Genomic DNA, 13544 nt, shown 5'->3' with positions numbered 1-13544 from the left:
GCCTCAGCGTTCCGCGCCCGCCCTTAGCTGGGGCGGCGCGGAGCTGCTGGGTTCCTCGGTCAGCCGCCGCACGGCGTCCACCAGGGCCAGCAGCGACGTCCGCGACTTCGTTATCGTGGCCTTGGCGACCGCGCCGGCCGCCGGGTTCATGTCGCGCGCGGAAAATACCAGGGCGGGAATCCCCTGCGGCCGCGCCGCGGCAAGCTCTGGCAGGAGGTCGAGGCCCGACCCGTCAGCAAGCGCGATGTCGACGATCGCCAGATCGAAGCGGCCTCCGGCAAGTTCCCGGCGCGCATCGGCAAGCCCCGGGACCGACACCACGTCTGCAAGCGAGCCCAGCGCCGCCGACACGACCTTAGCCAGGTCGCCGTCATCCTCCACGTGAAGCACGCGCGGCCGTAGGCCGTAGGGCTTGAGGCGGCGGCGCAGAAGCCCGGACAATCTGCGCATATCAATCGGCTTCTGAAGCCAGGCCGCGACCTCCAGGCCGGCCGAGCGCTCGTCCTGGCGACCCTGAGTGATATCGGCCGACACGACGACGATCGGCATGCGCGCGCCGCGCGGCGTCGAGCGCAGCTCACGGATCAGCCCCACGCCGTCGCCGTCCGGAAGCCGGAGATCCACCAGGGCGGCGTCGATGCGCTGCGTCTGCACCGCGTTCAGTGCGCCCCGGACGGTGCCGACGGCGAGCCCCTCGAAACCGGCGTCGCGCATCTGCTCGACCAGGATGGTGGCGACCAGCGGATCATCCTCACAGACCAGCACGGTAGGCCGGAACACCTGCTCCGAGGCCGGCGCAGGACCCGCGGCCTCGGGCTCGGCGTGGCGCGGCAGCCGCACCTCGAATTCCGAGCCATCGCCTGGCGCGCTCCGGCACGAGATCGCGCCCGCATGCCGCTCGACGATCTCGCGCGCGATCGCGAGCCCAAGTCCGGTTCCGCCAAGCCTGCGGCTGTCCGAACCGTCCGCCTGGGCGAACTTGCTGAACAGGCGCGGCTGAAACGCCTCCGGAACGCCGGGCCCGCGGTCGCGCACGGAGATCAGCACGATATCGCCCTCGGCGGCCGTCACGACCGTCACCGTCTCGCCGCGCGGCGAGAACTTGATGGCGTTGCCGAGGAGGTTGGTGACGACCTGGGTGAGCCGGTCGGGATCGCCCCGGACCATCAGGCCGCGCTCGCCTTCGACAAGTTCGACGCTCACCCCGAGATCGTCCGCATAGCCGCGCAGTCCGCCGACGGCCTGTTCGACGAGGTCGCGGACGAGCAGGGGCCGAACTTCGAAGTTCATCCGCCCGGCCTCGATCTTCTCGATGTCGAGGATGTCGTTGATGAGCCGCACCAGACGCAGGCTGTTCGAGTGGGCGATCGCCACGAGATGCCGCGCCTTTTCGCCGAGGGGGCCCGCCGCGCCGCCGGCCAGCAGGCCGAGCGACCCAGCGATCGAGGTCAGCGGCGTGCGGAGCTCGTGGCTCACCGTCGAGACGAACTCGTTCTTGAGCCGCTCGACGCGCTTCCGCTCGCTGATGTCGCGCGCGCTGACGAAGATGCGCTGCACCGCGCCCTCCGCCGAGAACTGCGGCGCCTGCACCATCTCGAACACGCCCGGCGCGGCGGAGCTTGTGACCTCGCGTTCGACGATGGAGACCCGGCCGAGCGCGATGGTGTGGCGGAGGTCGTGTTCGATCGCCTCGCCGCGCGCCTCGCCGAACGTTTCGCGCGGCGAATGGCCGACGGCGTGGCCCGCGGGGATCCCCGACAGGTTCGCGGCGGCGGCGTTCCAGGTCTCGATCCGGAAGCCGCCGTCCGGCTCGACGGCGACGACCGCTTGGGCGTCCGGCGAATGGTCGAAGAAGCCGCGAAACAGCGCCTCGGTCGCGGCGAGGCGGCGTTCGCGGTCCTGGATCGCGGCCGCCGAGACCGCGAGCGCGCGGCCGAGCGCGCCGACCTCGCCCCGCGCGCTTGTGTCGGGACGCGCCGCCAGGTCCCCCGCCTCGAGCCGTCCCGCGTAGGCGATGAGGCGCCGGAGCGGCCGCAGGACCAACGCCTCGCTGCCCACCACGCCGAGCGCGAGCGACGCGGCCAGGATGGCCGCGATCAGCAGCAGCCGCCGGTTCAGCCGCTCGTCGACGGGTCCGACGACCTCGGCGCGGGGCATTGCGGCGATCAGCGTTCCCTGCCCGGCAAGCGTCGGCTGCGAGACGAACACCGCGCGCTCGCCGTCGAGATCCTCGTCCTCGAACGGGCCGCGCTCGCCTGCGAGCGCCCGCCGCACGAAGGGCGCCTCCGCCAGCAGCTCGGCGACGCGGCCGGCCGCGCCCGGCCGCGCGATCAGCACGCCGTTGCGGTCGACAAGCGTCAGGCTGCCGGCGGCGGACTCCTCCGTCGCCGGCTTGTCGAAGGCGTCGCTCATGGCCGCAAGATCGACCGCGGCCACCAGGATCTTCTCGACGCGGCCTTCGCTGCGCAAAGGCAGGACCACGGCGATGCGGGGCTCGCCGTCGCCGCGTGAGATGAACACGCCGCTCACCGTCATCCGTTCGTCCGCGAAGCCGGCGCGGACATAATCGCGGTCGGCCAAGGTCACCGAGGTGATGCCGGGGCGGTTGCCGCAGGTGATCGAGCCGTCGCGGTCAACCGTGTAGAGCGCCCGCACCCACGGGTTCAGCGGCAGGTATTCGGCGAGCTCCGCCCCGCAGGAGGGCGCGCTGGTGCGGACTGCGCGGGAGCGCCCGATGAAGGCCAGCATCTGCCGCGTCTGCTCGATCACGCCGTCCTGGCGCTCGGCCGCGAGGCCCGCGGCAGCTCTCAGGCGGCTCGCCGCGTGCGCCAGCGCGAGCTCCCGCTCAGCGCTGGCGAAATGCACCGTGAGGGCGGCCAGCGGCGCCACGACGGCGACGCCGATATAGGCGATCTGCCAGCGCAGGCTGGAGGCCGGCCCGTCGAACGCGACGGCCAGCATCAGCAGCACGAGCGCCATGGTCTCGGCGAGCGAGACCTCCCCAAAGCCGCGGATCGCCGCAAGGGCCGCAGGGTCGTAGGCGAACAGGGCGAGCGTGAACAGCGGCAGCGCGAGGCCCAGCAGCCGCGTGAGCTGCCGGATCTCCCGCGCGCGCGCCGACCGCGCATGGGTGAGCGCCAGCGCGAGCGCCGCGAGCAGCAGCGTGACGCAGCTCGCCGGGCTCGCGGCCTCCAGCGCCGTCTCGACGAAGCTGAGGCGGCCAAAGGGACCGAGCGCCGCGTCGGGGTATGTCACCACGCGCTCGACCAGAGCGGCCGCAGCGAAGGCGCCCGTCAGCGCAGCCAGCGCCTGCCCCGTCGCTCGAAGGCGCCGGGCGCGCGCGTGGATCAGAAGCCAGCCCCACGCCGCGGCCAGGATGGCCAGGCCCATGAACGGCTGCAGGGCGCCGTGCAGCTCCACGGGGCCCTCTGCGGGGCCGGGCGCAATTCCGAGCATCCCGACGCCGAGGACGCAGAGCGCCGACACCACCGCGCAGACGCCGAAGGCGTAGCGGGATTGTGAGATGGGGCGCGGGAGCATGCGGTCACCTGCGGGCTCAACCGGCAGAGCTTAGCCTGCTCTACAGGCGGGCGCGCAAGCCACTCTTCCGTCCGCAAGAAGTTTTGGGCGCAGCTTCTTGTCGCCTGCCGCCCCGTCAGTGATTCCACCTATTGCCGGCGGAGCAACGATCCGCGCACACTGCGCCATTCTGGGACGGAGCGCGTCATGGACAAGCTGACGGAACTCGGCGCCCAAGCATTCACGGGCGACACGCGCCACGCGCTCAACGCCGCATTCGCGACGGCGGTGGTGCTGCTCGGCGCCGGCGGGGTGGTCGTCCTCACGATCGTCGCGGCGGCCCGGCTTTTCAACGGCTGACGCGCGACGCCGTCCTCGCGGCGGGCGCCGACGACGCCCGTCCCGGCTGTGATCCAGGCGCTCGCGCACTGCTCGGACGGAGCAGCGCGCAAGATCGGCCCCGTCTGGGTTGCTTAGCGGTAGTCGGCGCCCGGCGCCGCGCCGGTCGTCTTGGGACCCTGGTTCTTGGTTGGGTCCGGCGCCTTGTTGGTGGCGTCCCCGCCGCCTTCGGCCGCAGTTTTCTTGCCCTCCTGCTGAGCGGCGACGTCCTGCGGGCTCGTGGCCACGCCGTCGACGGTCTTGTTCATCGCCCCGACCGTCTTAGGGGCCTTCGTCTTGTCGTCCTGCTGGTTCGGCATCGCGGCGCCGCTGTTCTCCTTCGAGGCGGCCTCCGGCTGGTTCGTGCCGGCCGACTGCGCGAGCACGGGCGTCGCCAACAAAATTGCGGCGGCGGACATCATCATCAGCTTCTTCATTTCAAACTCCGTAAATTAGAGGTGGCCTCCTAAACAGTCTGCCGGCGGCCTTGTTCCCCCGATACTCGCCGCCGGTGGCGGCATGGCTGACGCCCACCCTGCCCGCTCCGCAGGCCGGCAGGAGCTGCGGCGGATCTCGCGTCCGCTCAGACCGCCTTCGGACCCCCGGATGTCTAGCGTTGTGCAACGCACCATCCGCTTCCGAATAACGCCAATTCAGTCAGGATTACGGGCCGCCCTGCATCCGCACGTTCGAAATTGTTTCGGAACGCTTCTTATTAGGTCGCGTTTAGGGTCGGCAGGGGCACGCGGCTGGTCACGGACCGGCCTCGTTCAGATGGAGGAAGATCTTGAACATCAGGGAAATTCGCACGATCGCACTCGCGGGAACCTTGCTGGCCGGGCTTTCGGCCCCGGCGTTTGCGCAGTCGAGCTCGACCGTTGGAACCGGCGGCACCTCGGCCGGCGGCGGTGAATCGAGCTCCACGGTCGGCACCGGCGGCTCGTCGTCGGGCGGCAGCGGCTCCGGCTCCTCCTCCACGCTGGGCACTGGCGGCACGTCGGCCGGCGGCGGCGACTCGAGCTCGTCGGTCGGCACCGGCGGTTCGTCGTCGGGTTCTGGCAGCGGTTCCGGCTCGTCCTCCACGCTTGGAACCGGCGGCACCTCCGCTGGCGGCGGGGACTCGAGCTCGTCGGTCGGCACGGGCGGCTCGTCCGCAGGCTCGGGCTCCGGCTCCGGCTCGTCGTCCACGACCGGAACCGGCGGCAGCTCGGCCGGCGGCGGCGACTCGAGCTCCTCAATGGGAACGGGCGGCTCCTCGTCGAGCGCGCCGGGCCATGACTCGTCGGGCCCGGGCAACAGCGAGAACGCGCCCGGCAAGAACAAGTAAGCGGCATTTTTCGCGCGACCCTTCGGGGTCGCGCATGCCGTCTTGGAGGGACTTCCCATGTCTCGGTCTAAGATTGCCCTCACAGCCTTGGCTCTGGGGGCGCTGACAGTTGGGGCGAGCGGGGCCATGGCGGCCTCCAGCTCGTCCTCCTCAAGCTCCGGGCCCGGCGGCTCGGTCTCGACCTCCACCGGGCCTGAGGGACGAACCACGGCGACCGGCCCGGACGGCAAGCCCTGCCGGGTCGTCGAGACGCCGAACGCCGGCGTCTCTGGACGGTCGAACGCCGGCGGCATGTCGAGCTCCGTGACCGCCGGGCCCAACGGCGTGACGTCGTCCAGCGGACCGGCCTCTGCGTCAGGCGGCGCAACGTCGAGCTCCTCGTCGGCGAGCTCGAACGGCAGCGGCGTGGCTACCTCGAGCGACGGCGACTGCGTCGTGACCGTTCCGCCGGGCAAAAAGTGAGGATGCGATGATGCAAAATAGCATGCCACGGCCGTGGCGGTGCGCCGCGCCGGCTCTCGTCGCCGGGCTGTTGCTGGCCGGTCCTGCGGTCGCGCAATCGAGCGCGACCGGCGGCTCCGGCGGTTCTGCGGCCGCCGGCGGGACCTCCGCTACGACGCTCGGAACCGGCGGCACGTCGACCGGCGCCGACGGAACCGGCTCGTCGCTCGCCACCGGCGGCGCTGCAGCCGGCGACAAGACGATGAGCCGGAGCAAGACCCATGAGACTGGCAATGGCGACCTGAAGGGCCAGTCCAAGGCTATGTCGCATGACGGCGGCACGTTCTCGAAGTCGAAGACGAAGACCAATGTCGGCGACGGCGGCGTCGACTCCACGACGCGCACGATGTCTCACGTGCCCGGCCAGAAGCCCACGAAGTCGACCACGACGACCAATACGGGCCAGTGACGCCACCAGAAGGCCGCCGCGCGGACCCGGCGCGGCGGCGGGCGCTTGAACCGCGCCAACCCACGAGCAATCAAATCAACGCCCGCTAGCGGCGTTCGCGGCGTTCCGCGATCGCCGTCACGCCGGCCGAACGGCGGAGGAGATGAAGCCTCCCGCGATCATCATCGCCAGACCCAGGACGAACATGATCCCTGCCGCGGTCAAGGCCTTGGCGGCTAACATGCTGAGTTCCTTAGATTTTCCTGGCGGCCGAATTTTGTCCTGGCCCCAGAGCATGTAGCGCGCTGAGTTCCAACTCAGAACCATGGACAGGCCACAAAGCGCGATGGACACGAGCACCAGCGCCCAAGACGACAACAGAATGTATTTATATGAAGGTGGCGAGTTCTGTATTCCACCCATCTTGTCGGAGAAATTTATCGAGAATAGGAGTATTCCGCTGAATATGCCAATCGACTGCTTTGCGAGCTCCATCGGCTCGCGATAATTATAGTTCAGGAAATCCTCGCGCTCCGCACGGTCGTCCTGCTCGTTCTCAAGGCTGCGATCACTGCCAGCGCCATCTGACATCGCGAACTCCGACCTCCGTCAGCCGTCGGCCTCAAGCTGTGCGAAACTGACCCGCTACCCGTGCCCCGTGCTGTCGGGAAGATCAGCCGACGCGTGATTCCCGATCTAGCGCGCAAATCGCCCCCGCCCATCTGGCGCGTCAGCGAGCCGTGCGGTCGCCCCGACGCCCTCGGCCCGCTTCAGCCAGCGCGACGCTGAGCGTCGATTCTGACGGGGGTCATCGGGCGCAGAATGGGAGACGCAGAGGCGTTTCCCGACGCCGCCGTTCGGCCGCGGCGTCGAGCCCGCGGACGGCGCGGTCGAAGCCCATGGGGAAGGGAAAGAAAACCGGAACTGTAAAAGCAGCGTAAAACTGCCTGTTGTTCCGTTACGCGGCGCTGGATCACCTCGAGAATGAGGTGGTGGGCGCACTAGGGCTCGAACCTAGGACCCGCTGATTAAGAGTCAGCTGCTCTACCAACTGAGCTATGCGCCCGAGACCCGGAGGCCTGCGTTGCGCCGCGGCCGGGGATGTAACAAAGGCCGCCGCACCTGTCCAGCGGCGATCAGCCCTCTTCCTGGAAAACCTCCTCGCGCTTGGCGCGGATCGACGGGAGGAACACCAGCGTGAGCACCAGGAAGGCGACGATCAGCAGCGCGGCGCTGATCGGTCGGGTGACGAACACCGTCCAGTCGCCACGCGAAATGGTCATCGCGCGGCGCAGGTTCTCCTCCAGCATCGGTCCCAGCACGAAGCCGAGCAGCAGCGGGGCCGGCTCGCAGCCGAGCTTGATCAGCACGTAGCCGACGAGCCCGAAGAAGGCGACCGTGTAGAGGTCGAACACGTTGGAGTTCACGCTGAACACGCCGATCGAGCAGAACACCAGGATCGCCGGAAACAGGATCGTGTAGGGGATCGTCAGCAGCCGCACCCACAGCCCCACGAGCGGCAGGTTGAGCAGCACCAGCATCAGATTGCCGATCCACATCGAGGTGATGACGCCCCAGAACAGCTGCGGCTGCTCGGTGGCGACGTTGGGGCCCGGCTGGATGCCCTGGATGATCATCGCGCCGACCATCAGCGCCATCACGGCGTTCGCCGGGATGCCGAGCGTCAGCATCGGGATGAAGGAGGTCTGAGCGCCGGCGTTGTTGGCGGATTCGGGCGCCGCCACGCCGGCGATCGCGCCCTTGCCGAACGATCCGGGGTTCTTGGAGATCCGCTTCTCGACCGTGTAGGCCGCGAAGGAGGACAGAATCGCGCCGCCGCCCGGCAGGATGCCGAGCGCCGAGCCAAGCGCCGTGCCGCGCAGCACCGGTCCGACCATCTGGCGGAAATCGTCGCGCGTCGGCCAGAGATGGGTGATCTTCTTGACCACCACCGCGCGGTCGGTCTCGTTTTCGAGGTTCTTGAGGATCTCGGCGAGCCCGAACACGCCGATCGCCACCGAGACGAATTCGAGCTTGTCGGAGATGTCCGGGATGCCGAGCGTGAAGCGCTGCGCCCCCGAGGTGACGTCGGTGCCGACCAGACCGAACAGCAGGCCGAGCGTGATCATCGCCAGCGCCTTCAGCACCGAGCCGTGCGCAAGCGCCACCGAGGCGATCAGGCCGAGGAAGATCAGCGAGAAATATTCCGCCGGGCCGAATTTGAGCGCGAGCTCCGTTAGCGGCAGGGCGAACAGCGCGACCAGCAGGGTGGCGACCGTGCCGGCGAAGAACGAGCCGAGCGCGGCGATCGCGAGCGCCGGGCCCGCCCTGCCCTGCCGGGCCATCTGGTAGCCGTCGATCGCTGTCACCGCCGAGGAGCTTTCACCCGGCAGGTTGATCAGGATCGCGGTGGTGGAGCCGCCATACTGCGCGCCGTAATAGATGCCCGCGAGCATGATCAGAGAGGTCTCGGGCTTCAGCCCGAAGGTGATCGGCAGCAGCATCGCGATGGTCGCGGTCGGGCCGATGCCGGGCAGCACGCCGATCAGCGTGCCGAGCAGAACGCCGAGAAAGCAGTAGAGCAGATTGACCGGCTCGAGCGAGGCGCCGAAGCCGATGGCGAGGTTCTGCAGCAGGTCCATGAGCGCGCTCCCTCACCTGCCGTGGAAGAAGGGCGCGAGCCACGGCCCGACCAGCGCGTAAGGCAGGCCGAGCCCGTAGCTGAACACCAGGACGCAAAAGACCGTCAGCACCAGCGTGAGCAGCAGCGCCAGCTTGAGGCCGGCGCGGGCGCTCGCGAACGTCGCGATCGCGGCCACCAGCGCGATCGAGCCGGCGAGGCCGAGCCCGCGCACCGTCAGGCCGAACACGATCGGCCCGGCGAGGATGAACAGCAGGCCGCGCCACGGCAGCCCGCCGATCGGCGACTGCGCGCGGCCGAGCCCCTTCACGATGATGATCAGCCCGAGCGCGCCCAGGATGAGCGCCAGCATCAGCGGGAAATAGCCCGGCCCCATCCGGAACGCGCTGCCAAGCGGCAGGTCGACCGTTCCGTAGGCGAAGGCCGCCGCGAAGGCGAGGAACAGGCCGCCGCAGGCGAGCTCGCGGGTGTCGATCTGCATGGCGGCCTCGCCGGCTCGGGTTTGCGGACCCGGCGATCAGTCGGCGTAGACGCCTGCCGCGCTGATGACCGGCCGCCAGCGCTCGATCTCGGCCGTGAGCTTGGTCTTGAGGCCATCCCGCGTCGCTTCGGCGTCGCTCGACGGCGCGGTGCCGAGATCGGCGAAGCGCTTCACCACGAGCGGGTCCTTGAGCGCCTTCTGCAGCGAAGCCGAAAGCTTGGCTGTGATCTCGGGGGACGTGCCCTTGGGCGCGTAGATGCCGTGCCAGATGCCGACCTCGAAGTCCGGCAGGCCCGCCTCGGCGGCGGTCGGCACGTCGGGCAGCGAAGACACGCGCTCCTTGGTGGTGGTGGCGTAGGCCTTGATCTTGCCGGCCTTGATCTGGTTCGTCGTGTTGGTGGTCTGGTCGCACATGAAGTCGACCTGCTTGCCGACGAGGTCCGTCATCGCCGGGCCGGTGCCCTTGTAGGGGACGGTCGTCAGCTGCGCGCCGATCTTGCTCATGAACAGCATGCCGCAGAGATGCGAGGCGGCGCCGACGCCGGCGTTCGCCATGGTGACCTTGTCGCCATTCGCCTTGACGTAGTCGATCAGGCCCTTGAGGTCGGCCGGTTCAAAATCAGACCGCGCGACGATCGTCATCGGCACGTCGGTGACGAGGCCGACATACTCGAACGCGTTCAGCGTGTCATAGGGCAGCTTGCGGTAGAGCACGGCGCTGGTCGCCATGCCGATGTGGTGCAGCAGCAGCGTGTAGCCGTCGGGATCGGCCTTCGCGACGCGGGACGCGCCCAGCGTGCCGCCGGCGCCGCCGACATTCTCCACCAGGATCTGCTGGCCGAGATCCTTGCTCATCGACTCCGCCACGAGGCGCGCAACGGTGTCGGTCGGCCCGCCGGCCGCGAACGGCACCACCATGGTGATCGGGCGGGTCGGGTAATCTTCCGCGGCTGCGCCGCCGGCGAGACCGGCTGCGGCCATGAGCGCGGCGACGACCGCGGCGATACGCGCTTTCTTCACGTGACGCTCCCCCGTGCGGGCGCGGAGAAGCATTCCCCGTCGCCTGTCGCGAGCGGCGCTCTTGGCGGCGCCGACCCGTTAGGCGGACCGGCTAAGCGTCCGTTCCGCCGCAGGATCATCAGCCATCGACGGCGCCGGCGCAACCTCGATCGCGCCGAGATCGCGCTGGCAAAGCGCCAGGATCGCCGCCAGCGCGAGCAGCGCGGCGCCGAAGGCGAGGCCGCCGGTCAGCCCGCCGAACCAGTCGGTGACGAGGCCGGTGAGGACCGGCCCGACGGTCTGGCCGAGGCTGAACGAGACCGTCATGGCCCCGACGCCGGACGCCCAGGCCGCCGGCGCGAGGTTGCGCCGGACGAAGATCGTGGTGGCGGCCGTCGCGGCGAACATGCCGTTCCCGAAGACCACGCCGGACAGGATCTCGGCGGCGAACCCTCCCGCAAACAGCGGCAGGACCGCGCCGAGCGTCGTCACCAGCGTGGCGACCCCCATCCCCCAGCCGCCCTTCAGCCGCCCCAGCGTCCGCGCCCACAGCCAGGGCGCGGCCAGCCCGGCAAGGCCGATGGCGCACCAGAACTCCGCCTCCTGCGCCGTCCCGGCGCCGCCCTGCCGCAGGAAGGCGATCATGAAGGTCATGTAGGTGATGTAGCCCGCGCCGAAGACGCAGTAGGCGGCCAGGATCAGCGCCATGGGCCGCAGCGGCGCCGGCCGCCCGGCGGCGCGGGAGTCGTCGCCCTCGGCCTTGCGGACCGACGGCGCGGCGAGCGGGATCAGCAGCAGCGCCGAAGCGAGGCCGAGCGCGCCCCAGGCGACCCGCCACGACCAAGGCTCGCCGCCGGCGAGCGCGAGCGGCGCGACCGCCGACGACACGATGATGCCGAAGGGCGGCCCGGCGTAGAGCAGCGAGACGACCAGCGAGGCCCGCCGGCCCGCCCGCTCGGAGATCGCGATCGCGACCGCGCCGCCCGCCACCAACGCAAAGGCCCCCGCCACGCCGGCGACGAAGCGCAGAACGGACAGCGACACGAGCCCGACGGAGACTGCGCTAAGCGCGGTGGTGAGCGCCGCCACGACGCCGCCAAGCGCCAGAAGGCGGAAGCTGCCGATGACGCCGGCCGCCCTTCCGGCGGCCGCGGCGCCGACGAAATAGCCGAAGGCGTTCATGGCGTTGGGAAAGCCCGCTTCGGCGTAGCTCCAGCCGAAATCCGCCTGCATGTCGGGCAGCACGAGCGCATAGGCGAAGCGCGCGACGCCGAGCCCGACCGCCGGCGCCATGGCGATCGCCATGACGGCCAGCAGCGGGCCGCGCGAAGCGGGCTGCGAGGAGGACGACTCGGGCGCGGCTGATCTCGACATGACGTGGGCTTGATGCCGGATCAGGAGGCGGCTTACCAGCGCCGCCGGCGCAAGCCGGATAGGCGACGCCGCATGCTTGCGGCCGGCGCGAGGCCGGCCGCCGGGCTCAGGCGCGGATCGCCGCCTGCGCGTTGATCTGCCCGCGCTTGACCGAGAGCTTGTTGAGCGCCGCCACATAGGCGCGCGCCGAGGCGACGAGCGTGTCGGGATCGGCGCCGCGGGCGGTCACCGATTTGTCGCCCTCCTCGAGCCGCACCGAGACCTCGGCCTGCGCGTCGGTGCCCTCGGTGACGGCGTGCACCTGGTAGAGCGACAGCGTCGCCTCGTGCGGCACGACGCGGCGGATCGCGTTGAAGATCGCGTCGACCGGGCCGTTGCCGACCGCCTGCACGGTGGTGTGGACGCCGTCGATGTCGAGCGTCAGCGTCGCGGATTGCGGGCCCATCGTGCCGGCGATGACGGTCAGCGACAGCACCTTGATGCGGTCGTGGCTCGAGGCGATCTGGTTGTCGACCAGCGCCTCGATGTCCTCGTCATAGACGTGCTTCTTGCGGTCGGCGAGCTCCTTGAAGCGCACGAAGGCGTCCTGCAGCTGGTTCTCGCCGAGCTCGTAACCGAGCGCCTTCAGCTTGTCCTTGAAGGCGGCCCGGCCGGAATGCTTGCCCATGACCAGCGAGGTCTTGGTCACGCCGACCGAGGCCGGCGTCATGATCTCGTAGGTCTCGTTGTGCTTCAGCATCCCGTCCTGATGGATGCCGCTTTCATGCGCGAAGGCGTTCTTGCCGATGATCGCCTTGTTGTACTGCACCGGGAACGAGGTCGCGGCCGAGACCAGGCGCGAGATCCGGGTCAGCAGCGTGGACTCCACGCCGGTCTGATAGGGCAGCACGTCGCCGCGCGTCTTGATCGCCATCACGATCTCTTCGAGCGCCGCGTTGCCGGCGCGCTCGCCGATGCCGTTGATGGTGCATTCGATCTGCCGCGCGCCGCCGGCGAGGCCGGCGAGCGAATTCGCGACAGCGAGGCCGAGATCGTCATGGCAGTGGGTCGAGAACGTCACCTTGTCCGCGCCCGGCACGCGCTCGCGCATGGCGACGAACATCGCGCGGTACTCGTCCGGCGTGGCGTAGCCTACGGTGTCCGGCAGGTTGATGGTGGTCGCGCCCGCCTTGATCGCGGCCTCGACCGCGCGGGCGAGGTATTCGTGGCTCGTGCGGGTGGCGTCCATCGCCGACCACTCGACATCGTCGACCAGGTTGCGCGCCTGCGCGACGGTGGCGGCGATGATCTCGAGCACCTCGTCCTCGGTCTTGCGCATCTGGTGCGCGAGATGGATCGGCGAGGTCGATACGAAGGTGTGGATGCGCGGGCGACGCGCGTGACGCACGGCCTCGCCGCAGCGGGCGATGTCGCCCGGAATGGCGCGGGCCAGCCCCGCCACGACCGCGTTCTCGGCGCGGCGCGCGATCTCGGCGACCGCCTCAAAGTCCCCGTTGGAGGCGATCGGGAAGCCGGCCTCGATGATGTCGACGCCCATCTTGTCGAGCAGGCTCGCGACTTCGAGCTTCTCCTCGAACGTCATGGTCGCGCCGGGGCATTGCTCGCCGTCGCGCAGCGTCGTGTCGAAGATCACGACGCGGTCGGTGGAAGCGGTCATATCGTCAGTCCTTCGGTCGGCCGCGCCCGGGTCCGGAGCCGCGGGCGTGCGGGTGTTCGTCTCTGCGTGACGTCGGGCCCCTGAGCGCCCAGGCGAAAGCCCGGCCGGCCCTCAGGGGCGGCTAAGCAGCAGAAGACGAAGGCCGAGCGCGCGCGCGTCCGCGCCGGCCGGAATGGCCGCCGTCCGGTCCGCGAAGATGTCGCCGCTCGCGCGCATGAGGTTCCCGCAAAAACGCGCGCAGGAAGACGCCGCGCGCGCTCCCACATTTACGCCCGGGCG

At 69.9% G+C, this 13544-nt stretch carries 11 protein-coding genes and 1 tRNA gene; 2 read left to right on the top strand and 10 right to left on the bottom strand.

The genetic code is table 11. The annotated features are described in order from the left end of the window. Positions 1–3: 3 nt before the first annotated feature. Positions 4–3540, bottom strand: a complete 3537-nt coding sequence (locus tag VM780_RS06580) for an ATP-binding protein (protein ID WP_325446355.1) — start codon at positions 3538–3540, stop codon at positions 4–6. A gap of 186 nt (positions 3541–3726) precedes the next feature. Here VM780_RS06580 and VM780_RS06575 point away from each other — a divergent pair, with 186 nt between their 5' ends. Next, entirely contained in the window at positions 3727–3879 is a 153-nt protein-coding gene (locus VM780_RS06575) for a hypothetical protein (RefSeq protein WP_325446353.1), read from the top strand. A 113-nt stretch (positions 3880–3992) separates the two neighbouring features. Here the strand turns inward: VM780_RS06575 and VM780_RS06570 are convergent, their stop codons facing one another. Continuing rightward, entirely contained in the window at positions 3993–4334 is a 342-nt protein-coding gene (locus VM780_RS06570; protein ID WP_325446351.1) for a hypothetical protein, read from the bottom strand. A gap of 316 nt (positions 4335–4650) precedes the next feature. After that, positions 4651–5679 (bottom strand): hypothetical protein, encoded by a 1029-nt coding sequence (locus tag VM780_RS06565; RefSeq protein WP_325446349.1) that lies wholly within the window; start codon positions 5677–5679, stop codon positions 4651–4653. 17 nt (positions 5680–5696) lie between these two features. Between VM780_RS06565 and VM780_RS06560 the strand changes: the two genes are divergently transcribed. After that, positions 5697–6134 (top strand): hypothetical protein, encoded by a 438-nt coding sequence (locus tag VM780_RS06560; protein ID WP_325446347.1) that lies wholly within the window; start codon positions 5697–5699, stop codon positions 6132–6134. A 117-nt stretch (positions 6135–6251) separates the two neighbouring features. Here VM780_RS06560 and VM780_RS06555 read toward each other — a convergent pair whose 3' ends face one another. The 7 genes from VM780_RS06555 to VM780_RS06525 all read right to left on the bottom strand — a co-directional run bounded on the left by VM780_RS06555 (position 6252) and on the right by VM780_RS06525 (position 13265). Then, positions 6252–6704, bottom strand: coding sequence for a hypothetical protein (locus tag VM780_RS06555; RefSeq protein WP_325446345.1), 453 nt, complete (start codon positions 6702–6704; stop codon positions 6252–6254). A 399-nt stretch (positions 6705–7103) separates the two neighbouring features. Beyond that, positions 7104–7179, bottom strand: a tRNA-Lys gene (locus VM780_RS06550). Between the two features lie 70 nt (positions 7180–7249). Then, positions 7250–8755 (bottom strand): tripartite tricarboxylate transporter permease, encoded by a 1506-nt coding sequence (locus tag VM780_RS06545; protein WP_325446343.1) that lies wholly within the window; start codon positions 8753–8755, stop codon positions 7250–7252. Between the two features lie 12 nt (positions 8756–8767). After that, positions 8768–9235: a tripartite tricarboxylate transporter TctB family protein gene (locus VM780_RS06540; protein WP_325446341.1), complete on the bottom strand. Its 468-nt coding sequence runs from the start codon at positions 9233–9235 to the stop codon at positions 8768–8770. A gap of 36 nt (positions 9236–9271) precedes the next feature. Then, on the bottom strand, positions 9272–10216 hold the full coding sequence (locus VM780_RS06535; protein WP_325446751.1) for a tripartite tricarboxylate transporter substrate binding protein BugD: 945 nt from the start codon (positions 10214–10216) through the stop codon (positions 9272–9274). Between the two features lie 117 nt (positions 10217–10333). Further along, entirely contained in the window at positions 10334–11608 is a 1275-nt protein-coding gene (locus tag VM780_RS06530; RefSeq protein ID WP_325446339.1) for a YbfB/YjiJ family MFS transporter, read from the bottom strand. A gap of 106 nt (positions 11609–11714) precedes the next feature. After that, positions 11715–13265 (bottom strand): 2-isopropylmalate synthase, encoded by a 1551-nt coding sequence (locus VM780_RS06525; RefSeq protein WP_325446337.1) that lies wholly within the window; start codon positions 13263–13265, stop codon positions 11715–11717. Positions 13266–13544: the final 279 nt, after the last annotated feature.

Origin of the sequence: Hansschlegelia sp. (assembly GCF_035538955.1) — a bacterium.
In the GTDB taxonomy this organism is placed as follows: Bacteria; Pseudomonadota; Alphaproteobacteria; order Rhizobiales; family Methylopilaceae; genus Methylopila.
Note: the sequence above shows the minus strand (reverse complement) of the source record. Positions and strands in the feature narration are given on the sequence as shown.

What these genes read in the sequence shown, in the direction of transcription:
- VM780_RS06580 (WP_325446355.1), bottom strand. Translation starts at nt 3,540, where the DNA reads ATGCTCCCGCGCCCCATCTCACAATCCCGCTACGCCTTCGGCGTCTGC.
- VM780_RS06575 (WP_325446353.1), top strand. Translation starts at nt 3,727, where the DNA reads ATGGACAAGCTGACGGAACTCGGCGCCCAAGCATTCACGGGCGACACG.
- VM780_RS06570 (WP_325446351.1), bottom strand. Translation starts at nt 4,334, where the DNA reads ATGAAGAAGCTGATGATGATGTCCGCCGCCGCAATTTTGTTGGCGACG.
- VM780_RS06560 (WP_325446347.1), top strand. Translation starts at nt 5,697, where the DNA reads ATGCAAAATAGCATGCCACGGCCGTGGCGGTGCGCCGCGCCGGCTCTC.
- VM780_RS06555 (WP_325446345.1), bottom strand. Translation starts at nt 6,704, where the DNA reads ATGTCAGATGGCGCTGGCAGTGATCGCAGCCTTGAGAACGAGCAGGAC.
- VM780_RS06545 (WP_325446343.1), bottom strand. Translation starts at nt 8,755, where the DNA reads ATGGACCTGCTGCAGAACCTCGCCATCGGCTTCGGCGCCTCGCTCGAG.
- VM780_RS06540 (WP_325446341.1), bottom strand. Translation starts at nt 9,235, where the DNA reads ATGCAGATCGACACCCGCGAGCTCGCCTGCGGCGGCCTGTTCCTCGCC.
- VM780_RS06535 (WP_325446751.1), bottom strand. Translation starts at nt 10,216, where the DNA reads ATGGCCGCAGCCGGTCTCGCCGGCGGCGCAGCCGCGGAAGATTACCCG.
- VM780_RS06530 (WP_325446339.1), bottom strand. Translation starts at nt 11,608, where the DNA reads ATGTCGAGATCAGCCGCGCCCGAGTCGTCCTCCTCGCAGCCCGCTTCG.
- VM780_RS06525 (WP_325446337.1), bottom strand. Translation starts at nt 13,265, where the DNA reads ATGACCGCTTCCACCGACCGCGTCGTGATCTTCGACACGACGCTGCGC.